Below are 26,993 nucleotides of genomic sequence, written 5' to 3' on the forward strand. Positions count from 1 at the left end.
CCCATGTTGCGCAAACGCGGATTGCTGCAGACTGAGTGAAGAGGCCTTGTTGACCGGCCGTGCCCTTCGCTTGCGGGTTGGCGCACTGTGGAATTCGGGGCGTGGATCGCTTCATAACGAGCAACTAGCGTTAGCTCTGCTGGCATCGCGGGGAGCCATGTTCGCCGCGATGCCGTGGACATTGCGCGAGCAAGACGCTTGCCCAAGGAAATATTGATCGGCTGGAGCATCTGAAGAACAGTCTGCAAGCCACTCGTACGTGATTGCAAACGAGTGCAAATCAGCGCAAGTGAGGGCAAGTGAAGTGCATTAATCCCAGCTACTGGCCGGTCCGACCTCGCCTATGCGTATAGGGCGCCTTGACTGTCCGTTAAGCAATAATAGTGGCTCGTCATTTGTCGACGCCATCAAACAGGGAGGCATTCATGAACCGTCGCTATGTCACGGCAGATGTATTCACCGACAAAAAATTCAAAGGCAATCCGGTCGCTGTCGTGCTGGACGCAGAAGGTTTGTCGAAGGACCAGATGCAGTCAATCGCAGTCGAATTCGGGTATAGCGAGACTACGTTTGTATTGCCACCCCGCGATCCCGCCAACACGGCATGGGTGAGAATCTTTACGCCGAGCCGCGAGATTCCTTTCGCCGGACATCCGAACATCGGTACGGCGTTCGTACTTGCTGCTAGAGCGGCATCGAATCAAGCACCTCTGCCAGATCAACTCGTATTTGAGGAAGCCGCGGGCCTGGTTCCGGTCACTCAACTGAAAGAGAACGGCAAACTGGTTGGAGCAGAACTCATTACGCCGGAGCCGCTAAGCGTGCTGTCGCAAGTGCCGCAAGGTCGCGTAGCAGAATGTCTTTCGCTCAATTCCACCGATATCCTTATCAACGCTCACCCACCCCAGGTCGCCTCGGTCGGCCTCCCGTTTGTCGTGGTCGAACTTGCGTCCCGAGATGTACTCCGCCGATGTACACCTAACCCGATCGCTTACAAAGGCTTGCTGCCCATCGACGGCGCGACATCTATCTACGCCTATACACGCGATGCTGGCGGGGACACGACTGACGCCGGCTGCGATCTGCAAGCTCGCATGTTCACGCCCCGGATGACAGAAGATCCGGCGACCGGCAGCGCAACTGCCGCCATGGCGGCACTCGTGGCCCAGGTCCGGGGTCAGTCGAATCTCGTGTTACGAGTGGGTCAAGGCGTAGACATGGGGCGGCCGAGCGTCCTGATCGCCAGCGTGGAGGCTGACAACGGCAAGACAAGGATTCGCATTGGCGGCAAATGTGTCAGCGTGATGGAGGGCTCGTTTTGGCTCGCAGCGTCTGACCCGAACCTAAGAGGCAGCGCGGTGGCCTGTTAGTGGCTGCGCGGCGCTTCGTAGAGCTTCGTAGCCTTTTCCCGGCAATGCACCGTGCACCGCACCAGTCTCTGCCCCTTCACCGCAGCATGAACGACATCGCCGACAAGCAGTTCAACGTGCGCACCACATGTTCGACGGACGCTGCGTTAAAGCGCAGCGTCACGCCATCCATTCGCGTAATCGACGGCCACTGACAAAACAGATCGGCAAGCGCAGTAGTCTGCACACGCAGTTCGCATTCAACCGGTGCGGCTAACACATGCGCGGAATTCCTGATCGTGCCCGCCGCCACGTGACGTTCAACCACCGAGCGTGCCGCGCGCTCGATCTCCATGCACGCGCTTTCCGGTGTCTGCGTAATGCCGCTCCCATGACCGGTCGCGGTCTTGGTCACGACGAAACTGGCGTCCGGAAACTGGGCTCGCGTTTCTTCAGCGAAGACATCATCGCCCGAAAGCAGCGCGACCCGTGCGCCGTATTCCGCAGCCAGTGCGCCGTACAACCCTGCTTCACCGGTCTCCACACCGTTCAACAGCACCCGCCCAAACGCGAAGCTGTTGATCGTGTGGGCAAGAATGCCGCGACTCTGCGACATCGCGTGGTAGCCGATCATGAATACCAGTTCGGCTCCGTATTCCAGCCCCGCCATCATGCCGAGTGTCCGGGGTTTGCCGAGCACAACTTGCGCACGTGCATCGAGCAGGTCCGGCAGCAAGTTGCGAAACCCGCCATGCGAATCGTTGACCCAGACATGGGCAGCGCCGCCCGCAAATGCCCCTTGTATGGCGGCGTTTGCCTCAAGCGTCATCCAGCGGCGAGCGCGTTCATATTCACCGTTGCCCGCACGCGTTTGCTCGGGATGGAATACACCGGCAACGCCTTCTATATCGACTGAAATCAGGATGTTCATTGGGGAAAGCCAAGCCAGGTCAGATCAGGAGTTGCGCGATATCCGGCGCAGCATCGAGTAAGGATAGACGTCGATGACCATCGCGGCCCGACAGCGAGGTAGCGCTCCAAAGCGCATCGACGATAGCCTGTTCGACGCTATCCGCACAGGCTTGGAAGAGCGGGTCGAGGAAGGTGTCGACGAGGATGGGCGGCAAGGAAATGTGGGTGGCGTCGTGTGGGATGGTGTAGGCCGTCGAGAACGCCAGGGCAATGTCTCCGCTGCCGTGTCCGTAGACTGAACCGGTGCGCGCCAGACCCGCGGCCGCACGCATGGACAGGCGTTTCAGTTGCCGTGCATCGAGCGCTGCATCTACCGCGATGATCATGATGATCGAGCCTTGCTCCGGTTTTGCATAGGGGGCATGAGCGCTTCGCTCAGCCAGTATCCGGCCGACCGGTTTGCCTGCAAGCGTGAGCATAGGCAGCCGGCCGAAGTTCGCCAGCACCAGAGCGCCGAGCGTGACCGTCTTCCCCGCGACAGATACCACGCGCGACGCGGTGCCTATGCCACCCTTCAGATCGAAGGACGACATGCCGCGCCCCGCGCCCACTGAACCGCTGACGACATTGGCGCTTGCGGCGTCACTTGCTTGCCGAAAGTGTTCGCCCGTGACCGCCAACGCCTGGATATTGTTTAGATAACCGTCGTTGCATTCGAAGACAAGTGGATTCACCGTTGACCATTCGCGCCCGACTTGTGGATTGGCACGGATCGCCGCACGAATCTGTGCCTCAGCAACCGCCCCGACACCAAACGTGTTCGTCAACGCAATGGGCGTCTCGAGCACGCCAAGTTCTTCAACCTGCATCAGACCGATGCTCTTGCCGAACCCGTTGACCACGGTAATGGCAGCCGGCACCTTGCCGCGAAACGGATCACCCCCATGCGGATGAATGACCGTGACACCGGTTTGTACAGGTCCGTCCTCCAGCGTGCAATGGCCTACCCTCACGCCGGCAACATCGGCAATAGTTCCAAGCGGACCGCACGTCAATACGCCAATAGTGGGCTGAAGCGCCAAACGCATATCGCTCATGGCCGGTCGAGTTTTGGATCGAGCGCGTCCCGCAAGCCATCGCCGAGGAGGTTGAACGCAAGCACGGTCACGAAAATAGCGAGACTCGGAAACAGCGCGATATGCGGTGCCGTCACCATGTCGGCACGTGCTTCGTTGAGCATCGCGCCCCACTCCGGCGTGGGCGGTTGCGCGCCGAGCCCGAGGAACGACAGGCTGGCCGCGGTGATAATCGACGTTCCAATACGCATCGTGAAATAGACGACGATCGACGATATGGTTCCCGGCAGGATATGCCGCATGATGATGGTCCAGTCCGACGCGCCTATGCTTCGAGCCGCCTCGATATACGTCAGTTGCTTGAGCATCAGCGTATTGCCGCGCACGAGTCGTGCAAACGCCGGAATGCTGAAGATGGATACCGCGCAGATCACGTTGACCATGCCGTTGCCAAGAATTGCCACCACGCCGATCGCGAGCAGGATGCCGGGAAACGCGAACAGGACGTCTGCCACGCGCATGGTGATGCGATCCCACCAGCCTTCGTAGTAACCGGCAAGCAGACCGAAGAAAGTGCCGATCGCCGCACCGATGGCAACCGACAGGAAACCCGCAGCAAGCGAGATGCGCGTGCCCGACAGGATTCGGCTAAAGATATCCCGGCCCAATGAATCAACGCCGAACCAATGCGCTACGGAGGGCCCCGCGTTCAGCGCATCATAGTCGAAGTAGTTTTCCGGATCGTACGGAACGATGTGCGGAGCCACGATCGCCACCACTACAAGCAGCAGCACCACAACTCCTGCCGCGAGCGCAACATGTTGCTTGCGGAACTTGCGCCAGAACTCGCCCCAGGGCGTGCGGATCGCGCTGTCTGCCTGCGTTACCGGCACCACACTATTCGTCTCACTGCCTGTCGTGCTCATGCGGACCTCACTTGAAACGGATGGTCGGATTGATGACGGCATACAGCACGTCGACAACCAGGTTGATGACAATAAACTCAAGCGAAAACAGCAGCACTTCAGCCTGGATCACCGGATAGTCACGCATGGACACAGCATCGATCAGCAGGCGTCCAAGGCCCGGCCAGTTGAATACGACTTCAACTACAATCGAGCCGCCTAGCAGGAAGCCAAACTGGAGCCCCATCATGGTGACGACTGGAATCATCGCGTTGCGCAGGCCATGTTTCACAATCACAAGCCACTCAGGCACACCCTTGGCACGTGCAGTGCGCACGAAGTCCTCATGCATCACTTCGACAAATGACGCACGCGTGAAGCGCGCCATGACCGCGGCGACCGCTGCGCCAAGTGTCAGCGAAGGCAATACGTAGCTCTTCCATGAGCCATCGCCGACCACCGGCAGCCAGCCCAGCTTCACCGAGAAGACTTCCATCAGCAGCATGCCGAGCGCGAATGCCGGGAATGAGATTCCCGATACCGCGAGGGTCATGCCGAGGCGGTCTGGCCATCGATTACGCCACACCGCAGACGTTATCCCGATTGCCATCCCAAAGATGACCGCCCACGCCATGCTCACCAGCGTCAGCAGCAACGTCGGCATGAACCGCTCACCAATCTCGGCGCTGACAGGCCGCTTGCTGCGTGTCGAGATACCAAAATCGGCATGCGCGATGCGCCAGAAAAAATGCACGAATTGCTGCGGCAGCGGCCTGTCGAGACCGAGGTCGCTGCGTACAAGGGCAACGGTGGCTTCGTCGGCTTCGGGACCGGCGGCCAGCCGCGCCGGATCGCCCGGCAACAGGTGCACGAACAGGAACACGAGCACCGCGACGATGAAAAGCGTCGGCAGCAGCCCCATTAGACGTTTGACGAGAAAGTTCAGCATGAAGGCGACCCGGCTGTGTTGCGCGCTGTGGCCGGACGCTCCCGGCCACAGCGCACAACAGCAAAAGAGAATACGGAGGAGTCCGGCTTAACGAACATTGAGAGCACTAAGAGCACTAAGAGCCGGACCCGAAGCGAACACGCTTACTTGATCGCGATCTCGTCGAAGTTGAACGAACCGTCCGGCGCTACATACGCACCCGACAGACGTTTGCTGCGTGCATAGAGCAGTTTTTCCTGGACCAGGAAGATCCACGGCGCGTCGGCCCAAATACGCTTTTGCGCGTCCGTGTATAGCGCCGCCTTCTGCGCGCGGTCGGGGGTCTCGAGCGCCTTCGACAGATCAGCGTCGACTGCATCGTTCTTGTAGTAAGCGGTATTCGTGAGTTTTGGCGGGATTGACGCCGACGCCAGCAACGGCGAGATGGCCCAGTCGGCCTCGCCGGTCGAGGACGACCAGCCGATGTAATACATCCTCACGGGCGCGGTTGCCGGGTCCGGTGCGCTCTCGACCTTCGCCACGCGCTGCCCTGCTTCGAGCGCTTCCACTTGCACCTTCACGCCGACCTGCGCGAGTTGTTGCTGCACGAATTGAATGACCTTTTGCGAAGTCGAATTGTTATACGCCGACCAGAGGGTGGACTCGAAACCGTCCGGATAACCGGCCTCTTTCAGCAGGGCGCGCGCCTTCGCGGGATCGTACGGCCAAGGCCCGGTTTTCGTCGCGTAATCCACGCCCTGAGGCACGACACCGTCGGCCGGCGTAGCGTAGCCTGAGAACGCCACCTTCGTGAGTGCGTCCTTGTTCACTGCGTAGTTCAGTGCTTCGCGAACCTTCGGGTTGTCGAACGGTTTCTTTGTCGTGTTAAGGCTGATATACCGCGCGATGATCGACGGTCCCGCAAACACGTCGACCTTGGGATCGGTCTTGAGCATGGCGGCCTGTTCATAGGGAACCTGAAAAGCAAAGTCGGCTTCGCCAGTGCGCATCAGCGCGGAACGTGTGTTGTTGTCGACCACTGGCTTCCAGTCGATAGCATCAATCTTCGGATACCCCGTCTTCCAGTAGCCGGCGAACTTCTTCACCGTCAGGTCGCCCGCCGGGTCCCACTTCACGAATTCAAATGGGCCCGTGCCCACCGGATGAAAGCCGATGTCCTTGCCCCACTTCGTCATGGCAGCCGGCGAGATCATCACCGCCGATGGATGCGCGAGCACGTTGATGAACGCCGAGAACGGCGTCTTGAGCGTGACCTTGACCGTATAGGGATCGACCACCTCGGTTTTCTCGATACGGCTAAAAAGATTGTAGCGCTTGAGCTTGTTTGCCGGGTCTGTCACCCGGTCGAAGTTGGCCTTCACCGCCGCAGCGTTGAAGTCGGTGCCATCCTGGAACTTGACGCCTTGCCGCAGCTTGAACGTGTAGACACGCGCATCGGGACTGGCTTCGTAGCTGGTTGCCAGCACGTTGATGAGCTTCATCTCCTTGTCGAAACCGAACAGGCCCTGGTAGAACGATTTCGCGGCAGCTTGCGAAAGCGTGTCGTTGGCGTCGTAGGGGTCCAGGCTCGTAAAAGTCGATGCAACGGCCATCACGGCCGTTTGTCCGGCGTGCGCCGACCCGCTCGCGAGCATCGAGAAAACTACCGCGCTACCGGCCAGCAGCGCACGCAAACGAAATGAAGAAGACGGGACAAGCGAGTTCATAGGGGTGGGCTCCAGGCAGCTTGGTAAGAAAAACAGGTAAGCAAAGTCGCAATAAAAACGTCCGGCGCGTAGAGTGATCGGCAGCGATCAGTACGCTCCGCCAATTCGATGCTCGGCTACAAAATGGTCCGGGCCAACCATCACAAGCGGGGCGAACACCGGCTCGTCGTCGAGTGCACGGATCGGGCTTGGCATTTCATCGACCGCAAGCACGCGCTTCGCGTGCCGCCGCGCCGGGTCGGCAACCGGCACCGCGCCCATGAGTTTTTTCGTGTAGGCATGGCGCGGTCCTTCGAACACCGCGCGACGCGGCCCGATCTCGACGATCTGGCCGAGATACATCACCGCGACACGATGACTGACCCGCTCGACCACTGCCATGTCATGCGAAATGAACAGATAAGCCACACCGAGTTCACGCTGCAGATCGAGCATCAGATTCACGATCTGCGCTTGCACGGACACGTCGAGCGCTGACACGGATTCGTCGGCGATCACCACTTTCGGGTTCAATGCGAGCGCACGGGCAATGGCTATGCGCTGGCGTTGTCCGCCAGAAAACTCGTGCGGATAACGGCGTGCGGCTTCGGCCGGCAGACCGACCTTGTCCAGCAGCCATGCAACCCGCGCCTGCGCTTCGGCGCCTTGCGATACGCCGTGCACGAGCAGGGGCTCCATGATCGAGAAGCCGACAGTCAGACGCGGATTCAAGGACGCGAACGGGTCCTGGAAAATAAACTGGATGTCGCGGCGTAATGCCTGCAGGGCGGGACCTGTCAGCGAACTGATCTCGTTTCCGTTGAACTCGATGGAGCCGCTCTGGCTTTCAACGAGTCGCAGCAGCGAGCGGCCCGTGGTGGATTTACCGCAGCCCGATTCACCCACCAGCGCGAGCGTTTCTCCCGGACGCAAGTCGAAACTGACACGCTCCACGGCATGCACGCGGCCTGTCACGCGGCCGAACAAACCTGTCCTGACCGGAAAACGCGTGACCAGATCACGCACGCGAAGGATCGGTGGCGTGGTGTCGGCAATAGTCGGCTGCGCTTCGTGCGCGACCGCTGGCGCTGGAACCAGCGTTTCATCGGCGCCGGCCTGTTCCACGGTGAGAATCGGAAACTTGGCAGGCGAGTCCGTGCCCGACATCGCACCCAGACGGGGAACCGCAGCCAGCAACGCCTTCGTATAGGGATGCGAAGGTGCTGCGAACAGTGCTCCGGACACGCCCTCCTCCACTTTCTCGCCGCGGTACATCACCAGCACACGGTCAGCCACCTCGGCGACCACGCCCATGTCATGCGTGATAAAGATCACGCCCATGTTCATCTCGTCCTGCAAGCCGCGGATCAGTTGCAGGATCTGCGCCTGGATGGTGACGTCGAGCGCGGTGGTTGGTTCATCAGCGATCAGCAGCGCGGGCTTGCATGACAGTGCCATCGCAATCATCACGCGCTGGCGCATGCCGCCGGACAACTGGTGCGGAAACCGCGCTGCCACGCGGCGCGCTTCGGGAATTCGTACGAGGTCAAGCAGACGCAAGGTTTCTGCGCGGGCGGCGCCGCGGTTCTTGTGCTGATGCAGCGCGATTGCCTCGCCGATCTGATCGCCCACGGTGAACACCGGGTTCAGCGATGTCATCGGTTCCTGGAAGATCATCGCAATGTCGGCGCCACGAATCGAACGCATCGTGCTGGACGAGGCGCGCGCGAGATCGAGCACGTGGCCGTCACGCCGCCGGAACGCGATGGATCCGCTGGCGATGCGCCCACCGCCGTGCTCGATCAGGCGCATCAGCGCAAGCGACGTCACCGACTTGCCCGACCCCGATTCACCGACGATCGCCAGTGTTTCGCCACGATCGACCGTCAGCGACAGGTTGCGCACCGCATTGAAAGCTTTGTCGCCCTCACGGAACGCAATCGAAAGATCGTCAACGGCGAGCACGCATTGCGGCGGCAAGGTGTCGAGACGCGAGCGTGCAATGTGCGGTGAAATCGGCACGATGTTTTCCTTAAGGAATGAACGCGGCCCGGGCGATGATTCGCGCAGTGACCACGCGTGGAACCAGACAGATGAACAAACGTCAGCGATAAATCGCCGTAACCGGTGCAGCGCCTACCCGCGCAAAACCGCGGTACATGCCCTCGGTGTTGAACGGCAACGTGACGTTGCCGAGCGCGTCGACGGCGATCAATCCACCACGGCCATTAATACGCGGCAGGCGTTTCATCACGACATCGGCTGCCGCTTCTTCCAGCGATACACCGCGATACGCCATTTGCGCCGCGACATCGTAAGCCGCGACCATCCGCATGAACATCTCGCCGGAACCTGTGGTGGACACGGCACAGGTTGCATCGTCCGCATAGCAGCCTGCGCCGATCAACGGGGCGTCGCCCACCCGCCCGACTTGCTTGTTGGTGACACCGCCTGTCGATGTTGCGGCAGCAAGGTGTCCATGCTGATCGAGCGCGACCGCGCCAACCGTACCGAACTTGCGATTCGGATCGATGGGTTCGTGTGGCGTGGGATCTTCTCCATCGTCATCCGAAGAGGGGGCGGAAAGTGTCGCGCCGTCGTGATCGAGCATCACGCGTTGCTGGCCGCGTGCAAGCAGCCATTGCTTGTGACGGGCGTCGGTATGGAAGTACGAAGGGTCGACCAGTTCGAACCCCTGTGCTACCGCAAATGCTTCTGCGCCCGCGCCTGTGAACATGACATGTTCGCTTGCTTCGAGCACGCGGCGCGCGACCAGGACTGGATTGCGCACGCGCTTTACGCAGCAGATCGCGCCGGCTTCGAGCGTGCTGCCATCCATGATTGAAGCGTCCAGTTCATGCGTGCCGTCGGCCGTGAACACCGCGCCACGTCCCGCATTGAATAGCGGGTTGTCTTCGAGAAGACGAACGGCTTCGCTCACGGCGTCGAGCGCGCTGCCGCCAGCGGCCAGCACACTCTGGCCTGCTGCCAGGATGTCATTCAGGCTTGTGTGATAGCGCTGCTCTGCTTCGGGCTCCATCAGCGTGCGCAAGATCGTGCCTGCGCCGCCGTGAACGGCAATGACTGCGGTCGAATTCATTGTTTCGGTTTTCTGTTGGTTCGTGGGGTAGCGGATGTCCGGGGTTTGCTCGCAGCACGATTCGACGGGCCTGGCGTTGACGGGCTTTCGATGGACGGCGTCTTGGTCAGCCACGGCAACACGAATTCAGTCATGTCCGCTGCCGCTTTCGCCGAGCGTTTAGTGCGATACGCAACCGCGTCGCAGAGTGCTTCGATCACGGCAAGCACCGCCGCGTCGGAGTTGGCCGCGAGCCGCCGTTCTGAGCGGACGCACAGCGTCAGGTCCGCGAACTGCCCGAGCGGCGAGTTGACGCTGTCGGTCAAGGCAAGTACGCGGGCACCCAGGCTCGCGGCGCGGCGTGCGAGCTGGATGGTGTCGTCTACATATCGCGGAAATGCAATGCCGATTACCAGATCGCCCTCGCCTGCGCTGAAGAGACGGCGCGCCGCGTGTGTCGGGCCGCCAACGAACGCAAGCGATTGCACGTTGTCGTGATAGGGCATCAGGCCATGCTCCATCAACCCGGCCAGAAACGCGCTTGCGCCTGCTCCGAGCACGAACACACGGCGCGCGGCAAGAATGGCGTCTACCGCCGCATCCGCGGCGGCGCCGTCAATGGCGCTGCGTGTCAACCGCAGATTGACTTCGGCCTGTTCAAGCGACGCGCCGAGCAATTCGTCACCGCTCGCTGGCGATTCCTGCGCTGAACGCAAGCGTTCAACCGGTGCAAGCGTCGCTTCGAAACCACGCACCAGCGCGCTCCGAAATGCCGGGTAACCGTCGAAGCCGAGCGCCCGCGCAAAGCGGTTTGCAGTCGCCACGGAGGCGCCGACAGCATCCGCCAGTTCGTCGATACGCATGGTCGCCGCGCGGAACAAGTTGGCCTGCACATAGGCGCCCATGCGGCGATGGATCGGCGTCAGGCCCGGCGTTGCCGCTACGATAAGCGCCGCGATACTCAGTCCGGACGGACCGGATACAACGGGCGGGTGATCTGCCATGAAGAAGGATCAGCCAGAAGCCGAAGAAGTCGTGATGAAAGTATATTTACATAAAATTCTTGTTGAAAAAAATGTATTTTCATTAGGAGGGTTTCCCCTAGTGGATCGGGAGGGCGCAATACTCCGACGGTGGGGGACGAAGTTGCGACGCTTCTAACCGCGTTATCACGCGGTTAGAAGCGTGCAGGATTTGCTGTTTCTGAGATGGAAGGGAGCGTCTCGGGGCGCGGAATGGATGCTAAGAAAATGGCGATACCTCTGAAAACAGTAGGCATCCTTATTATCATCTCGAGCGGCTTGAGTTGGCGAGATCAACACTCCATCGGCCGGCGCAGAGGTCTGCTCAAGCCGTGCCGAAAACAACGCCCGAATCCTGCTCAGTGCCGATGATGCATCCACCAATGCCGAGGATGGTCATCCATGCGCTCGCGCTTTTCTCCAGGCCACTTCGACTCGTTAATTAACAGGATAATTGCCACCAACGCCAGGCCGCCGAGGCCAACCAGGACGTTGATCAGATCGATGGCGGAACTGTGCAGGGTTAGTCGAGACGCGGTTCCAATAATGTCCATTACGGTATTCACAAACTCGTTCATGATGCCCTCCCACGTCCTCTGCACCTACCTCTACATGATAGGTAAACAGAGGCTTAAGAGTAAGTGGTCAGACTGCAAATTCCTGGCGCTTCCCGCCTCCTTCGACAAAGAACCACCAACCTCGCATCAAACCACCGGACTGGTTTCCCGCACTTGTCCTCTCGGGCCGAACATCACGAAACTGGCCACGGCCAGCACCCATGCGCCGACACAGCCGTACAGCATGACCAGACCGAAGCCATGCACGAGCGCTGCATGAACGGCCGCTCCTGACGAATCCAGCGACGCCAGCCCCGGAAAGCCGTGCTTCAGCGAGACAGCATCGCCTGCGGCTATTCGTTCAGCCAGGGATCTCAATTGCCGTCCATCGAACGACCCGGAAAACGTGCTCCTCAATTCCGACAAGATGCCTTCAATCAGGATGTACCCCATCAACGCGATATTGATGGCCAGCGAGATGAGCCTCGCACTCATGTCGATGCCCGACGCCATGCCTGCGCGCGTGCTCGGCACCGAGCTGGTTGTCGTATTGGTCACAGGCGTATTGGTCAGTCCCAATCCGATGCCGGCCAACAGGCAGCCGGGCAGCATGGTCAGCCAACTGGCATGCTCCGCGCCGCCGCCGGCCCTCATCAGGATGAAGCCCGTACCAATGGTGAACAGGCCAAGCGGAATGACGACACCCGGGTGATATCGAAGTGAAAGGCGTTCGGCCAGCGGCGGTATGACCAGGGTAGGAAGCGTATAAGCCAGAAGTGCTGATCCGGCAGTCACGCTGTTGTATCCGAGGCCGCTCTGGAAATAAATCGGCAGATAAATCATGAATGGCCAGAAACTGAAATTCATGCCCATCGATCCAAATAGCGCCCCCGAAAAATTGCGTATCCGGAACACGGAAAAATCGAACATCGGATGAGCGTTGATCTTTTCCGCGAATATGAAAAGTATAAAGCTGATCGCAGACGCGGTAATGATCCCGATACCCGTAATACTCGTAAAACCAAGATCGGACCCTTGCGTGATGAAATACGCCAGACCGAAAACCGACAGCGAAAGCGTGACCATTCCCAGCAGGTCCAGCTTTTTTGCCTGTGGATCTCTGGATTCCTGAACCCCCTTGAACACAAGAATCACGGTCACTATCGCGATCAGAACGTGGATGAGAAACACCCACTTCCAATCCGACACCGCGACAATTATTCCGCCCACAATCGGCCCAAAACCCAGGCCAATGCCAAATATGATGCCCCAGGCGCCAAAGGCTCGGGTACGGGCTTGTCCTTCCCGGAACTGATGCGATAAAACTGCCACCTGGCAAATCAGCATTGCCCCGCCGGCCATGCCTTGAAGAAAGCGGCTCACGATTAACACGGAAACGCTCTGCGCGAATCCGCATATCAGTGAGGTGATCGCGAACAGCACAATGGCGATCATGAAAATACGCTTCCTGCCAAACCGGTCCGCAAGCGTTCCGGTCGCCATCAGAACTGTCGTGCAGGCGATGGTGTACGCATTCATGATCCATTGCATTTCCTTGAAACTACCCCGCAATACTATTTCCAGGGTTGGCAATATCACAGGCACGCTGGAAATTTCCAGGCCGAACATGAGCGAAGCCAGACAAATGCCAGCCAATGCGATGGCGTTTTTGTTGGGATGAGTGAGTGTCATGAATATCAAGGGATGGCCAGATGCTCTGGCTACCCGCGCCTCCCGTATGTCGACGTAAAACGTGGGGATGCCGACTTACAATTCACACGGGATAAACCACTGAGATCGATTCGATAACTCTGCATGTTGATTCCGACAGGAAGGTTGAATGGACCCGCGATAAAAAGTAATGCGGGCAACGCATGGCGCTAGCGGGTGAAAAGGTAATATAGAGGGAACTGAAGTCGTCATTGATTCATTGATTTCCTAACAATGAATCCGTAACGGAACCAATAAGGGTCGGGTATGAGTGACAAGCTCCACGGCGTGAGTACGTTCGTCCAAGTGGTCGAATCCGGCAGTTTTGCGCTGGCCGCCGAACGGCTGAACCTGACGCGCTCGGCCGTCGGCAAGGTAATCGCGCGGCTCGAATCGCGCCTCGGTGTGCGCCTGCTCCATCGCACCACGCGCAGCCAGAGCCTGACCGAAGACGGGCAGACTTACTACGATCGGTGCGTGCGGGCGCTGGCCGAACTCGATGCGGCCGAGGCCGATCTGGAAAGCGGTCGGCGCGAACCGCGCGGCAGGTTGCGCGTCAGCGTGCCAATCGCTTTCGGCCATCTCTGCGTGGCGCCGGTTCTGTTGCGCCTCGCATCGAGGCATCCGCAATTGCAGATCGACATCTCGTTCACCGATCGTGCGGTGGATCTGGTGGAAGAAGGTTTTGATCTCGCCGTTCGCATCGGCGAGTTACGCGACAGCGTGAGCCTCGCCGCGCGCCGTCTGGGCGTGCAGTACTCGAGCATCGGCGCCGCGCCATCGTATGTGGCACGGCACGGGTTGCCTGCGAGTCCCGAAGAAATGGATGGACATGCAGGCATTGCTTACTCGCGCTCCGGCGCGACTTCGCCCTGGCAGGTACGGGATATCGACGGCCAGGTGCGGCAGGTGAACATCCAGCGGCAGGTGAGCCTGGACGATGTGCAGGCGATAGCCGCGGCGGCCATCGAAGGCTTTGGGTTGGCATGGCTACCTGGCTGGCTGCTGTCGCGTTACGAGAAGACCGGTGAACTGGTGGTGGTCATGAATAGCTGCGGGATGCAGCCGCAGGATATTCATGCCGTGTGGCCGCAGACGCGCTACCTGCCCTCGAAGACGCGCCGCGCTATTGACGCACTGGTCGCCGAGATTCCCGAGATGATCGCGGGCAAAAACCAAAGCGGCAAAGGCGACTAAGCCGCCGGAAAGTCCGTGTCTTTCACCTTCACCAGTGTGCGACTTTCGGCAACTGCCATCCATACGTGACAGACGCCACGCGCAAGATGAAACACGCGGCGCCGCCAAGGAGCGCGGCGGCCATCGGCGAAAGTCCGAAGCGGCGGCTGACGACCAGGACGACCCCTCCCGCGAACGCGGCGCTAGCGTAAATATCGGCGGACAAAACCATGGGCACGCGGGCCAGCAGGATGTCGCGTATGACGCCACCGCCCACGCCGGTGATCGTACCCATCAGCGTCGCTATGAAAGGCCCAATGCCGTAGCTCAGCGCCTTCTGCGCGCCCGCGACGGCGAATAACGACAGCCCGGCCGCGTCCAGCGCCATGAGCAAGTTCGGCGAGAGCGTGCGCGCCTCGCTGTGAAAGATGAAAGTCAGTAAGCCCGTGAGGAACGCAAGCGCCGGGTAACGCCAGTCGCGCACTGCGTTAGGTGGCGTCGCGCCGATCAGCAGATCGCGAATCACGCCGCCGCCAAGCGCCACGACAAACGACAGGACCATCACGCCGAGCAGGTCGAGTCCACTCTGCATGGCGCTGATCGCCCCTTCGGCGGCGAACACGGCCGTGCCCGCAAGATCGGCTACCAGGACTATCGTTTCTATTTTCTTCATCGTTCAGGTCTGCGATAGATATTTTGGGGTGTCGCCGGAGTATCGGGAAACGCGCAGCTTGCCATCAAGTGGCACGGTCAAGATAGCGCTTCACTTCGGCGTCGATCCATTCCATGAAATGCGCCTGCTTCACGCTCAACACTTCACGCTGCTGCCAGACGAGCCAATACGGATACGGGTATGGAACGTGTGTATCCGTAATCTGAACAAGCTCGCCGCGAGCAAGGGCATCTGCAACGAGCGTGCGCCGTTCAAGCGCGACGCCCTGTCCCAGAAGCACCGCCCCCAATACGATGTTCGAATCGTTCGCGAACAGCCCGCTCACGTTGCCGGGTTCGCGCACGTTGGCCGCGCGGCACCAGTCGGTCCAGGGAGCATCGGTGCTCCGTATCAATGGGCACGCCACGATCTCAACAGCCGAGCGAGGAAGCTGACCGCCATTGAAATGCGGCGCAGCCACGACCAGCAGTTCGTCGCTGAACAACTCTTTCTGGGCGAGACCGGGCCAGTGCCCTTGTCCCATTCGAATGCTGACATCGGCCAGACCGTGCCGCATGTCCTGTATCTCAAGACTCGTCTGCAAGCGCACACGGTAATAAGGATGACGCTCGCGGAAACTCGATAAGCGAGGCAGCAGCCAATGCAAGGCAAACGAAGGCAGCGTTGCGATGACCAGTTCGCTCTCTTGAGGCCGGGCCTGGGCCAGAAGCGTTGCGTTGGCAATGTCGCGAAGCGCCGAGCGTATCTCGAGCGCATAGAGGCGCCCCTCTTCAGTCAGCCGCAATCCTCTCGCTTCACGCACGAAGAGTGCAACACCCATGGTGTCTTCGAGAATCCTGATCTGCTGGCTGACTGCCGAGTGCGTCACGTGAAGTTCGCGCGCAGCGAGCGTGACGCCGCCGAGCCTGGCAGCCACCTCGAAACATCGGAGCGCGGTTAAAGGCGGAATGTTGTTCATGTAAGTTTGTCTTACCGAAGACGTTTGTTTATGTCGCTTTTCATGCGTCGGTTAAATGGTTAACCTAACGGGAATGGCGGTCCTGATTCCTTGCATCAACACTTTTAGCAACACGCTCAAAGACATCCACATGATAGATATTCTAACGGGAAGCCAATGAAACTGATCGGAATGCTGGACTCGCCATACGTGCGCCGGGTGGCTATTTGCCTCAAGCTGCTTGAGCTCGATTTCGAACATCGCCCGGTTTCCGTGTTCAGTGACTTCGAGGAATTCCGCAAGCTCAACCCGGTGGTGAAGGCTCCCACCTTGATCCTCGACGATGGTCAAAGCCTGATGGATTCCACGCTGATCCTCGACTATGTGACGGGCGTTGCCAGGTCATCCATCAAGCCGGCACCGGACCGCGCGGAGGATCGTTTGCGCGCAACCAGACTCACGGGCCTCGCGTTGGCGGCGTGTGAAAAAACGGTTCAGATTGTCTATGAACGCAACCTGCGCCCTGCCGAAAAACAGCACGAGCCGTGGATCGATCGCATCAGTACTCAGTTGCTAGCGGCGTACGCGGAGCTCGAAGCCGATATGGCGGATGTCTCATTGAGTACCCTGCCCCTGGACCCAGAACGGCTTGGACAGGCGGGCGTGACGGTCGCTGTCGCCTGGAGATTTACGCAGATGATGGTGCCGAAGATTGTTGTCGCGGCCGACTATCCCAAGCTGCGATCGTTCTCGGCTTTCGCCGAGCAAACGCCTGCGTTCGAGAGCACGCCGCCTGAATGAGCAGTGTGAGCCGTGGCGAGGTGTCGATCCCCGCTAGCGGATATCAGCACTCACTTTTAAGCGTAAAAACCCTAAAGTTAAAGTGGTTAACTGCCGTTATGTCCTTGTAACGCGAGAAACGACAAGCCGTTCTCGCGTCACGTTCCAGATCGGAGAAAGGACACAATCAATGCGAAATAACCAGCCCGTCTCGCAGCAGGAGTACGATTTTCCGGCATCAGACATGCTCGTTTCGGCCACGGATCTTTCAGGCAACATCAAATACTGCAATCCCGCCTTTATCGAAGTCTCCGGCTATTCGAGAGAAGAACTCATCGGCCAGCCGCACAATCTGATCCGTCATCCCGACATGCCGGGCGAGGCTTTCGGCGACATGTGGGCGACGATCCAGGAAGGCCGCCCCTGGACTGCTCTCGTCAAGAACCGCCGCAAGAATGGCGACTACTACTGGGTTCGCGCGAACGTGACACCCGTTATCGAGCATGGCAAGGCAGTCGGTTTTCTTAGCGTGCGCGTGAAGCCGGGCCGCGACGAAGTGGCGAGTGCATCCGACTTGTATGCGCGGATGCGCGCCGGTGCAATGGGTGCGCTGCGTCTCAAACAAGGCGCGCTTGTACGCACGGGACTCGCCGGCAAGCTTGCGGAACTGGCGCGCATGCCGGTCGCGTCGCGCATTGCAATCGGCTATGCAGCCGGGCCACTGGCGGTGCTCGCGACCGGATTGATCGCGTACCAGGGACTTCCGCCGCTACCCTTGTGGATCGCCTTTGGCGTAAGCGCGTTGGTGGGCGCGATCGGCTGGGCGACCGTTTCACATCACGTCGGCGCGCCCGTACGCATCATGTCCCGATTCGCGACGCGCATGGCAGCCGGCGATCTGACGGCGGCGATGGAAACCGGCGCTCGCGACGACCTCGGCGACGTCCAGCGCGCGCTGAATCAGCTCAAGGCGAACCTGTCCGCCATCGTCCTCGATGTCCGTGGGCAGATCGGCGGGATGATGGATGCAACGCGGGAAATTTCGAGCGGCAACATGGATCTGTCGCGCCGGACCGAGCTGCAGGCAGCATCGCTGCAACAAACCGCCGCGACGATGGATCAGCTGACCGCCACGGTAAAGGGCAACGCGGACGCGAGCGTACGCGCGCTGGATCTGGTGAAGGACGCGCAGTCCGCAGCCAGCGACGGCGGCAAGATTGCTATCCAGGTCGAACAGACCATGGCCGGCATCCATACGGCTTCGCAGCGTATTGCGGACATCATCGGCGTGATCGACGGCATTGCGTTCCAGACGAATATCCTCGCATTGAACGCGGCGGTGGAAGCAGCACGTGCGGGTGAAGCGGGCCGCTCGTTCGCAGTGGTCGCAACCGAAGTGCGCAACCTGGCGCAACGCTGCGCGGCGTCGGCGAAGGAGATCAAGGCGGTGGTGGAAACGAGCGTGGCGCAGATTGCGGAAGGGACCGACCTGGTGTCACGCACGACCAGCCAGATGCGTGCAATCGATGCCGCCGTGCTGCGGGTCGCGACGATCATCGGCGAGGTGGCGAATGCGAGCAGTGAGCAGGCCGAGGGCATTCGTCAAGTGAACCAGGCGGTCGCGCATCTGGATGGCTCGACGCAGCAGAACGCCGCACTGGTCGAGCAGGCTGCGGCCACTGCGCAGCGGCTGGCGGAACGAGCGGACGTGCTCGATGACGCGGTACGTTTATTCACGGTTGGGCATTGATGAGAGGAGCGCTCGCGGTACGTTAATGCGAGCGCACAACGTAGCTTAATCAGCGTCCAAATCAGACTCGGCATCCAGCGCCAGCACGGTCACGCCCACATCTATCCGATGTGACCCGCCGCCGAGAATCATCCCGCGCAGCAGGGACACATCGCTATAGTCCCGGCCCGTCGCAAGCGTCACATGTTCGAGATCGGCGAGCACATCGTTCGTCGGATCAAGATCGATCCATCCGCTGCCGGGGCAAAACACCGACACCCACGCATGCGATGCATCTGCGCCAATCAGCTTCTCCTGCCCTGGCGCGGGATCGTTACGCAGATATCCGCTTACGTACCGTGCCGGCATCCCGAGCGCGCGCATGCATCCGATCATCACCTGTGCGAAATCCTGACAGACGCCATGGCGCATTTCAAACGCGCGATGGGCAGGCGTGTCATACGACGTAGCCAAAGGCTTGTACTTGAAGTCGCCATGAATCCGGTGCATCAGGTCGATCGCCCCTTCCGCCAGCGGCTTGCCCACAGGAAAACTTTTTAGTGCGTAATCCCGCAAATCCTGCCCGAGACTGATATTGGGCGACGCAAAGCAAAACTCGGTCTCAGGGCGAAACGGCGAGTGAGCGCTAAAACGCATGCCCTCCGCGACCTCGTCCCATGCCGGCGTGGTCGCCGGATCGAGCGAGGCCCATCGCGGCGTCAGTTCAACGGTCGTTTCACTGACCATCTGCAATGACCGGTGCGGTGACTCGAGCGAAAAATACAGCACGTCGTTACCGAAGGTATCCACGCGATGATTGATGTACGGCGGCTTCGGCTCAATGCTTTCGGTGTGTGAGATCACCCGCTGCCATGCGCAGTTCTGTGGCCGGATAGTCGCGAGATGCTGAGCCGTCTCTACGTACGTTGAATAGCGATAGGTTGTCCGGTGCGAGACCCACAACACGGTTTTCGGAATCTTCACGACGACACCTGCAATGCCTGCGTATTCGCGTGGCTGAAGTAACGCGCGCTGATTTCATGCGCGGCGGCGCTCACATGATCGCCGAGCGCCTCGCAAGCCTGGATGAGTTCGCCATAGTTGCCGTCTTCGTCGGTCGTGCACAGTTGCTCGAGCCCTCGCAGCGACTTCAGCAACAGCGTCGCGTCGCTGAACGCACCGTGGTTCGTGTTGCCGGCCGCAACCGAAATCTCGTTTAGCTTCGTGCATAAGCGCGAATACACGCCGTAGAGGCCGCGCGGGTTGGTCGGCTCGACCACCAGCAGGTCAATCAGTGCGGGCACTTCGAAACGCCCCGGGTAAAGCGATCGATACGTGAGCGTGCTGTCGAACAATTGCAGCAGCAGGTCGAACCCGGCTGGCGTGGTCATCTGACCATGTTCGGCGGCCACGCGCAGGAAGGTGGTCATGGTCCATACACGTTCGATGTGCCGTCCCGCGAACACCAGCTTCCACGCTTCGTCGCGCGTCATGCGGTCGCCTTGGGCACCGCTGATGGCGAGCAGTTGTGTCGACAATGTTTCAAGCGTTCGCGTGAGCTTCACGCGGTCATAACGCTCCACGCCCGGCCCCGGCTTGAACTGCTGGATGGCGTCGCGGAAATCGTTGCGCGCGGCCAGGATCGTGCGCCAGTGATCGGTCGAAAGACGCCCGCGAATCTCGCTGCTCGCGCGCACCTGGCTCGCGAGGTTCTGGCCAATACTCGCCGCTGCGCCATTCTCGCCAATGTTGGCGACCAGCAAACGTTCGAGCCCACGCGCCGTGTGCCCCTGCAGCGGCGTGCCGGGGGGTAGCAGGCCACATTGCCACGCGAGGTCCACCATGGTCTCCAGCATGCCCTCGGAGTCGTTGCTGTCGATCGACGAGAGGATCACGCGCAGCAAGCGCACGTTGTTCTCGGCGCGCTCTCCGTATCGTCCGGCCCAGAAGAGGTTTTCTGCGGCGCGGCTCGATACAGTCCGATGCTTGCGTGCAAGGTCCGCTGGTTTGATCGGCGTGGGGAGCAGCGAGAAGCTCGAACCCGGCTTGCTCGACAGCACCCAGGTGTCGACGCTGCTGCTGCCGTATTGCATCGATACCGACGGTTGGCGCTCCGCCCCGAGCCGCGTGAATCCGCCCGGCATCACAGACCAGCCGCCATCGATGTTCGCAATTGCATAAACGCGCAGCACCGACGGGCGTCCGGTCAACGTGTTGTCTTCATAACGCGGCGCGTGCGAACTCGGGAACAGGTTCTGGATGGTGAACGCGTCCGGCATGGCGTCGATCCGCGTGCGCCAGCCGGCCAGCGGTTGCAGGCCGTCGCCGAAACCGCGCGGGCCGCCGCCGTTAAGTGGCAAGCCCGGCCAGGTGGGAATCACGAACGCTTTGTCCAGACGTGCCAGCACCGCTTCACGCGCCGCTTCTTCACCGCACCACCAGGTGGGTACGCTGGCGAGCTCCAGCGGCTCGTTCAGCAGCGCGCGCGAGATGGCCGGCAGGAAACCATGCAGCGCCGGCGATTCGACAAAACCCGAGCCGGGCACGTTGGACACCATGACGTTGCCGGCCCTCATCACCTGCAACAGGCCGGGCACGCCGATGGTCGAATCAGCGCGCAATTCGACCGGATCGCAGAATGCATCGTCGAGGCGACGCATCAATACATGAACCCGTTCCAGTCCGGCGAATGTCTTGAGGAACAACATGTCGTCGCGTACGGTCAGGTCCTTGCCTTCGACCAGCGTGACGCCGAGATAGCGAGCAAGGAACGCATGCTCGAAGAAGGTTTCGCTGAAAGGGCCGGGGGTCAGCAGCGCGATGTGCGGCGAGCCTTCGCCCGACATCATCGCCCGGCCGCCCTGGACCAATGCTGCGATCAGTTGCGAGTAGAACGGAGCGAGCCTTTGAACTTTCATCGACCGGAACGGCTCGGCGAATACATCCGAGACGATCAACCGGTTTTCCAGCGCATAACCGAGTCCGGAGGGCGCTTCCGTCCGGTGCGCCATCACGGTCCATGCGCCGTTGGGGGCACGCGTCAGGTCCACCGCAACAAGCTGCAGGTACTGCGCGCCGGGCGGCACGAAGCCCTTCACCGAGCGTAGATACCCTGGATGTCCGAACACGAGCGCGGGCGGCAGCAGACCATCATGCAGCAGCGTCTGCGGCCCGTAGATATCGGCGACTATGGCGTTCAGCAACTTCGCGCGCTGTGTCACCGCGCGCTCGATCACCGACCACTCGCCTTCTTCGATAAGAAACGGCAGCAGGTCCAGCGCCCACGGACGAGGCTCGCCCTTGTCCGCATAGACGTTGTAGCTGATGTCGTTGTCGCGGACCTGCTGTGCGATGGACGCGGTTGCCCGGTCGAGGCCGGCTATGCCGTCGTCGCCGAGCAGCTCGAAGAATTGCCGCCAGGGCGCGCGCAACTGGCCCGACGCGTCGCGCAGTTCGTCCCAATGGCCCTCCCGGACCGGTACCGCGCGAAGGCGTGACGACACACTCGCGCGGTTCGTGATTGCTTCAAATGGAAGCGTGGATTGGAAGGCCAAATTGAGCAGTTATCGTTGATGAGGCTACCGTCGGCGCAAATCGAGCGTGAAAGGAAACTCCAGGCTGCGTTTCGGTTCTTCCACGACCATCCGTCCAGGCGTATGGCCGATTCTGAAAAAGCGCGCGCGCCGCCGGCTTTCCGCCTCGTATGCGTTGACCGGATAGGTCACGTAATTGCGGCCACCCGGATGGGCTACATGATACCGGCATCCGCCTATGGACCGGTTGCTCCAGGTGTCAACTATGTCAAAGGTGAGCGGTGCATCCACGCCAATCGACGGATGCAGCGCCGTCGGCTGCGACCATGCCCGAAAGCGCACGCCGGCCACATGCTCGCTCACCCGCCCGGTGGGTTGCAACGGCAATGGCACGCCGTTGACCGTCACCACATGGCGGTTGTCGTTGAGCCCAAGCACCCGCACTTCCATCCGTTCCACCGACGAATCCACGTAGCGCACCGTCCCGCCCGGCGACCCCTGCTCGCCCATCACATGCCACGGCTCCAGCGCGCTGCGCACCGTCAGTTCAATGCCGTTCGTCTGGACCGCGCCCACCAGCGGGAAACGGAACTCGAAATGCGGCGCGAACCACGCGGTATCGAACGCATAACCGGCTTCATTGAGGTCCGCGATGACGTCGTGGAAATCCATTTCGATGAACGTGCCGAGCAGGAAACGGTCATGCAGTTCCGTGCCCCAGCGCGTGAGGCGCGTGGTGTAGGGCTTGTCCCAGAACCGCGCGACCAGCGCCCGCAACAGCAATTGCTGGACGAGGCTCATACGCGCGTGCGGCGGCATTTCGAAGCCCCGAAGTTCAAGCAGGCCGAGGCGGCCGGTCGGGCCATCGGGGGAATACAGCTTGTCGATGCAGAATTCCGCGCGGTGCGTGTTGCCCGTCACATCGATCAGCAGGTTGCGCAATGTCCGGTCGATCAGCCACGGCGGCAGCAACGCGCTATCGCGCCCGCCCAGGCGTTCCAGTTGATGCTCGATCTCCTTGAACGCGATCTCCAGCTCGTAGAGCTGGTCGTTGCGCGCTTCATCAACACGCGGCGCCTGGCTCGTGGGTCCGAGGAACAATCCCGAGAACAGGTACGACATCGACGGATGGTTGATGAAGTACGCAATCAGGCTTGCAAGCAGGTCGGGACGCCGCAGGAACGGGCTGTCGGCAGGCGTCGCGCCGCCAAGCACGAAGTGATTGCCGCCGCCCGTGCCGGTGTGCCGGCCGTCGGTCATGAACTTCTCGGTGCTGAGATAGCTTTCGTGCGCCGACTGATACAGGAACTCGGTGTGATCGACGAGTTGATCCCAACTCGACGCCGGATGAATGTTCACCTCGATCACGCCCGGGTCCGGCGTCACTTGCAGCATCTTGAGACGGGCATCGCGTGGCGGTGGATAACCTTCGATCACCACCTTCATGCGCAGATCAGCTGCGGTTGCTTCGATAGCCGCGAGCAGGTCGAGGTAGTCATCGAGTTCGGTCAGCGGCGGCATGAACACATGCAGCAGGCTCTTGCCGCTTCCAAACGATTTCGCTTCAACGTCCGGTCCTGCCGCACGCGCCGGATCTCGGGCTTCAACGCATAGTGCCGTACGCCTGATCCACGACGCGGACTCGCCGCGTGACGGCTCGCGGGTTGAGGTTGTGGGCCGTTGCCCCGTGCTCGCTGTTGCCGCTGTTCCCGCTTCCAAACCCTCGCCCTTTCTTCCTTCGATACTCTCGCCAGGAACCGCGCCGCCGCGATATTGCATGCGCAATTCCATCGCCTGGCGCAACGGCGCCGGCGGTCCGAACGGGTCGTGTGGATGTTGATGCGGATAATCTCCCGCACTCACCCACGGCAGCGATTCAAGGGGTAGCCGATACCCCATCGGCGAGTCGCCGGGAATCAGGTACATGCGGCCATCGCGGAAAAACCAGGGGCCGCTGACCCATGTTGGCGCTTGCATGGGAACATCGCGCTCGCGCGCAATAGGCAGCACATAGCCCGTTACCTGCGACAAGCCTGCGTCGAACACACGACGCAAGCGCATGCGTTCCATCTCGTCATCGAGTTCAGATTCGAACGGGTCCACGTTCACCGGCAAGCGGCGTTCACGCCACAGGTAATAGAACGTGTCTTCGTAACCGGGCTGGATATACGCAGGATCAAGCGAGACCTTGTCCGCCAGATGTTCGATAAACCGCCGTGCATCTTCTGCTGTGTACTGGCCGGGATCGCGCTCATCGGCAAAGAGCTTCGGGTCTTCCCAGATCAGCTCGCCATCCGCGCGCCAGAACAGCGACATGGCCCAGCGCGGCAACTGCTCGCCCGGATACCACTTGCCTTGACCGAGATGCAGGAAGCCGCCCACGCCATAACGCGCACGCAACTTGTCCATCAGCGAGACGGCATAACCACGCTTCGTCGGACCCAGTGCGTCGGTGTTCCATTCCGCTGCATCGCGGTCGCTCACGGCGACGAACGTGGGCTCGCCGCCCATCGTCAGGCGCACGTCCATGTCGGTCAGTTGCTGGTCGACCTGCGCGCCCATCTTCTGAACCGCGGTCCACACTTCTTCCGTGTACGGTTTCGTCACGCGTGGCGTTTCGAGCACCCGCTGCACCTGCATGATGTGCTCGAACTCGACTTCGCTTTCATCGACAGCGCCAAAGATCGGCGCGGCGCTCCCAGGCTCAGGCGTACAGGCGACGGGGATATGCCCCTCGCCGGCCAGCAGCCCGGAGGTCGGGTCGAGTCCGATCCAGCCCGCGCCGGGCAGGAAGACCTCGCACCACGCGTGCAGGTCAGTGAAGTCGACTTCGGTGCCACTCGGGCCATCGAGGGACTTCTGGTCGGGGGCAAGCTGGATCAGGTAACCCGACACGAAACGCGCGGCCAGCCCGAGCTGACGCAAGGTTTCGACAAGCAACCAGCCTGTGTCGCGACATGATCCCAACGCTTTGTCGAGCGTCTCCTCCGGCGTCTGAACGCCGGGTTCCATGCGAATCACGTAGCCAATGTCCTGCTGCAGCCGCTGGTTCAACGCGACCAGGAAATCGGCCGTGGTTTGAGGCGTTTTGTCGATGCTCTCGACTAATTTGGCCAGCAGCGGCGTTGCTTCGCGCTTGATCAAATACGGCGCAAGTTCAGCCGCGAGTTCGGGTTCGTACGCGAACGGGAATTTCTCGGCGTAGGGCTCGAGAAAGAAGTCGAAGGGGTTGTACACCGCCATCTCGGCGACCAGGTCGACTGTGATCTTGAATTCCCGCGTTTTCTCGGGGAACACAAGCCGCGCCTGATAGTTCGCGAACGCGTCCTGCTGCCAGTTGATGAAGTGTTCGGCTGGCTCGACCCGCATCGAATAGGAAATGATCGGCGTACGGCAATGCGGCGCGGGCCGCAGGCGCACGACCTGCGGTGAAAGGCCGACGAGGCGGTCATAACGGTAGTGCGTGACATGGTTCAACGCGACACGGATTGACACACCTGACTCCTGGACGAATTTTGGCAATCTTCAAAAGCAAACTCCATGCCGTTTGGCCGAACGCACCATCGGGCAAGGCTGCGGGGAACTTCCATGCACGCAATACTGCGGTTAAGCCATTTCAAATGTCCGTTGATGCACCAAACTAGCGCGCAAAACGCCCTTTGCGTCTGGGCCAGACCGTTCCTGCGGCGGCACGTGGCTTGCTTGATAGGCACCATCGAGCCGGCATCACGCCACCACGCCCTATATTCCAGCCTATCTCTTCAATATGAAAACATTCCATTGCGGCCGTTGCCAGCATCACGTTTTTTTCGAGAACGTGAAATGCGAATCCTGCGCGGCATTGCTGGGCTTCGTACCTGAATTGTCGGAAGTTTGCGCGTTCGAACCGGCCGGCGACACGACAAATAACCCGGCGGGTAACACGCTATGGCGCGCCCTGAATCCATCGGCTAATGGCGCGCAGTTTCGGCAGTGCAATAACTACGCGCTGGAGAATGTCTGCAACTGGATGATCCCGGCCGACTCGCCGGACGTGTTATGCCCGGCGTGCAGCCTGACGCAGACCATCCCCAATCTCACTCAGCCAAACAACCGGGTCTACTGGTACAAGCTGGAGACGGCCAAGCGGCGCTTGCTGTTTGCGCTCTCGTCACTCGGCCTGAACACGGACTCGCGGCGGACCAATCCCGAAGCCGGTTTGCAGTTCGAGTTTCTTGAAGACGGCAACATGGGGGCGAAGGTCCTGACCGGTCACGACAACGGCCTCATCACGATGAACATAGCCGAGGCCGATGACGCCCTGCGCGAACGCATGCGCTCGGATATGCATGAGCCGTACCGCACCCTGCTCGGGCACTTCCGGCATGAGATAGGCCACTATTATTTCGATCGACTCGTGGCGAATACACCGTGGGAAGAGCCGTTTCGCGAGATGTTCGGCGATGAGCGGGTCGACTACGCCCAGTCACTGCAGGCGCATTACGACAACGGACCGCCCGCCGACTGGGACCAGTCCTATGTGAGCGCGTACGCCACCACGCATCCGTGGGAAGACTGGGCCGAGACGTGGGCACATTACCTGCATATCGTCGATACGGTGGACACCGCTGCGGCCTGCGGATTCAAACTCGATCCGAAGTCCGACAACGAACCGTCGCTCACCGAGATCGAGCCGGTCGAGAACACCAGCTTCGATGAGCTCATGAAGCAATGGTTTCCGCTCATGTATGCATTGAACAGCTTGAACCGAAGCCTGGGACTAGCCGATGCGTACCCGTTCACGCTCTCGCCGAAGGTCGTCGCCAAGCTGCGTTTCGTGCATAAGGTGATTGCGAGCGTGGGTGCTCGGCAGCAGGTGAAGGATGACGTTCAGCAGGAAACCAGGCAAGACCAGCCGGCGGCGGCAGCCGGTTGATCATGG

General features: G+C 60.5%; 20 protein-coding genes. 5 read left to right on the plus strand and 15 right to left on the minus strand.

All coding sequences use genetic code 11. The features are described 5' to 3' along the window. The first annotated feature begins 425 nt into the window (after positions 1-425). Positions 426-1,370 (plus strand): PhzF family phenazine biosynthesis protein, encoded by a 945-nt coding sequence (locus JWR14_RS10510; protein WP_299705553.1) that lies wholly within the window; start codon positions 426-428, stop codon positions 1,368-1,370. 76 nt (positions 1,371-1,446) lie between these two features. Here JWR14_RS10510 and JWR14_RS10515 read toward each other — a convergent pair whose 3' ends face one another. From JWR14_RS10515 to JWR14_RS10560, 10 genes are all read right to left on the minus strand, one after another. Beyond that, complete coding sequence (locus JWR14_RS10515; protein ID WP_299705556.1) at positions 1,447-2,280, minus strand: M55 family metallopeptidase; 834 nt, start codon at positions 2,278-2,280, stop codon at positions 1,447-1,449. A 19-nt stretch (positions 2,281-2,299) separates the two neighbouring features. Next, entirely contained in the window at positions 2,300-3,358 is a 1,059-nt protein-coding gene (locus tag JWR14_RS10520; protein WP_299705559.1) for a P1 family peptidase, read from the minus strand. Next, the gene (gene gsiD / locus JWR14_RS10525) at positions 3,355-4,263 is read right to left on the minus strand and encodes a glutathione ABC transporter permease GsiD (protein ID WP_299705562.1); all 909 of its coding nucleotides are present in this window, start codon (positions 4,261-4,263) and stop codon (positions 3,355-3,357) included. The genes JWR14_RS10520 and gsiD overlap by 4 nt, the downstream gene beginning before the upstream one ends. Positions 4,264-4,270: 7 nt before the next feature. Beyond that, entirely contained in the window at positions 4,271-5,191 is a 921-nt protein-coding gene (gene gsiC, locus JWR14_RS10530) for a glutathione ABC transporter permease GsiC (RefSeq protein ID WP_299705564.1), read from the minus strand. 143 nt (positions 5,192-5,334) lie between these two features. After that, positions 5,335-6,897 carry a glutathione ABC transporter substrate-binding protein GsiB gene (gsiB, locus tag JWR14_RS10535; RefSeq protein ID WP_299705567.1) on the minus strand — a complete coding sequence of 521 codons (1,563 nt, stop codon included), beginning with the start codon at positions 6,895-6,897 and terminating at the stop codon, positions 5,335-5,337. Between the two features lie 87 nt (positions 6,898-6,984). Beyond that, positions 6,985-8,898 carry a dipeptide ABC transporter ATP-binding protein gene (locus JWR14_RS10540; protein WP_299705570.1) on the minus strand — a complete coding sequence of 638 codons (1,914 nt, stop codon included), beginning with the start codon at positions 8,896-8,898 and terminating at the stop codon, positions 6,985-6,987. Between the two features lie 82 nt (positions 8,899-8,980). Beyond that, positions 8,981-9,976, minus strand: coding sequence for an isoaspartyl peptidase/L-asparaginase family protein (locus JWR14_RS10545; RefSeq protein WP_299705573.1), 996 nt, complete (start codon positions 9,974-9,976; stop codon positions 8,981-8,983). Continuing rightward, on the minus strand, positions 9,973-10,959 hold the full coding sequence (locus tag JWR14_RS10550; protein WP_299705576.1) for a MurR/RpiR family transcriptional regulator: 987 nt from the start codon (positions 10,957-10,959) through the stop codon (positions 9,973-9,975). The genes JWR14_RS10545 and JWR14_RS10550 overlap by 4 nt, the downstream gene beginning before the upstream one ends. A gap of 377 nt (positions 10,960-11,336) precedes the next feature. Then, positions 11,337-11,555: a hypothetical protein gene (locus tag JWR14_RS10555; RefSeq protein ID WP_299705579.1), complete on the minus strand. Its 219-nt coding sequence runs from the start codon at positions 11,553-11,555 to the stop codon at positions 11,337-11,339. A gap of 126 nt (positions 11,556-11,681) precedes the next feature. Continuing rightward, positions 11,682-13,226, minus strand: a complete 1,545-nt coding sequence (locus JWR14_RS10560; protein WP_299705582.1) for an MFS transporter — start codon at positions 13,224-13,226, stop codon at positions 11,682-11,684. Positions 13,227-13,511: 285 nt separating this feature from the next. Between JWR14_RS10560 and JWR14_RS10565 the strand changes: the two genes are divergently transcribed. Further along, complete coding sequence (locus tag JWR14_RS10565; protein WP_299705585.1) at positions 13,512-14,441, plus strand: LysR family transcriptional regulator; 930 nt, start codon at positions 13,512-13,514, stop codon at positions 14,439-14,441. Between the two features lie 28 nt (positions 14,442-14,469). On the opposite strand, the gene JWR14_RS10570 is transcribed toward JWR14_RS10565, so the two are convergent. Then, positions 14,470-15,093: a trimeric intracellular cation channel family protein gene (locus tag JWR14_RS10570; RefSeq protein WP_299705588.1), complete on the minus strand. Its 624-nt coding sequence runs from the start codon at positions 15,091-15,093 to the stop codon at positions 14,470-14,472. Between the two features lie 64 nt (positions 15,094-15,157). Then, positions 15,158-16,051, minus strand: a complete 894-nt coding sequence (locus tag JWR14_RS10575) for a LysR substrate-binding domain-containing protein (RefSeq protein WP_299705591.1) — start codon at positions 16,049-16,051, stop codon at positions 15,158-15,160. Positions 16,052-16,207: 156 nt separating this feature from the next. On the opposite strand from JWR14_RS10575, the gene JWR14_RS10580 reads away from it, so the two are divergent. Together JWR14_RS10580 and JWR14_RS10585 are read left to right on the plus strand one after the other, a co-directional pair. Next, complete coding sequence (locus JWR14_RS10580; RefSeq protein WP_299705594.1) at positions 16,208-16,831, plus strand: glutathione S-transferase; 624 nt, start codon at positions 16,208-16,210, stop codon at positions 16,829-16,831. 169 nt (positions 16,832-17,000) lie between these two features. Continuing rightward, positions 17,001-18,560: a methyl-accepting chemotaxis protein gene (locus JWR14_RS10585; RefSeq protein WP_299705597.1), complete on the plus strand. Its 1,560-nt coding sequence runs from the start codon at positions 17,001-17,003 to the stop codon at positions 18,558-18,560. Positions 18,561-18,605: 45 nt separating this feature from the next. On the opposite strand, the gene JWR14_RS10590 is transcribed toward JWR14_RS10585, so the two are convergent. Genes JWR14_RS10590 through JWR14_RS10600 form a run of 3 tightly spaced genes read right to left on the minus strand, consistent with a single transcriptional unit; the run spans position 18,606 to position 25,567 of the window. Further along, the gene (locus JWR14_RS10590) at positions 18,606-19,523 is read right to left on the minus strand and encodes a transglutaminase family protein (protein WP_299705601.1); all 918 of its coding nucleotides are present in this window, start codon (positions 19,521-19,523) and stop codon (positions 18,606-18,608) included. Beyond that, the gene (locus JWR14_RS10595) at positions 19,520-22,093 is read right to left on the minus strand and encodes a circularly permuted type 2 ATP-grasp protein (RefSeq protein ID WP_299705604.1); all 2,574 of its coding nucleotides are present in this window, start codon (positions 22,091-22,093) and stop codon (positions 19,520-19,522) included. Before JWR14_RS10595 ends, JWR14_RS10590 begins: the two co-directional genes overlap by 4 nt. A gap of 24 nt (positions 22,094-22,117) precedes the next feature. Then, positions 22,118-25,567, minus strand: coding sequence for a transglutaminase family protein (locus JWR14_RS10600; protein ID WP_299705607.1), 3,450 nt, complete (start codon positions 25,565-25,567; stop codon positions 22,118-22,120). A 271-nt stretch (positions 25,568-25,838) separates the two neighbouring features. Between JWR14_RS10600 and JWR14_RS10605 the strand changes: the two genes are divergently transcribed. Then, a complete protein-coding gene (locus JWR14_RS10605; protein ID WP_299705609.1) occupies positions 25,839-26,987 on the plus strand; it encodes a putative zinc-binding metallopeptidase in 1,149 nt (382 codons plus the stop codon). The last annotated feature ends 6 nt before the right edge of the window (positions 26,988-26,993 follow it).

The organism is Caballeronia sp., from assembly GCF_028292365.1.
In the GTDB taxonomy this organism is placed as follows: Bacteria; Pseudomonadota; Gammaproteobacteria; order Burkholderiales; family Burkholderiaceae; genus Caballeronia.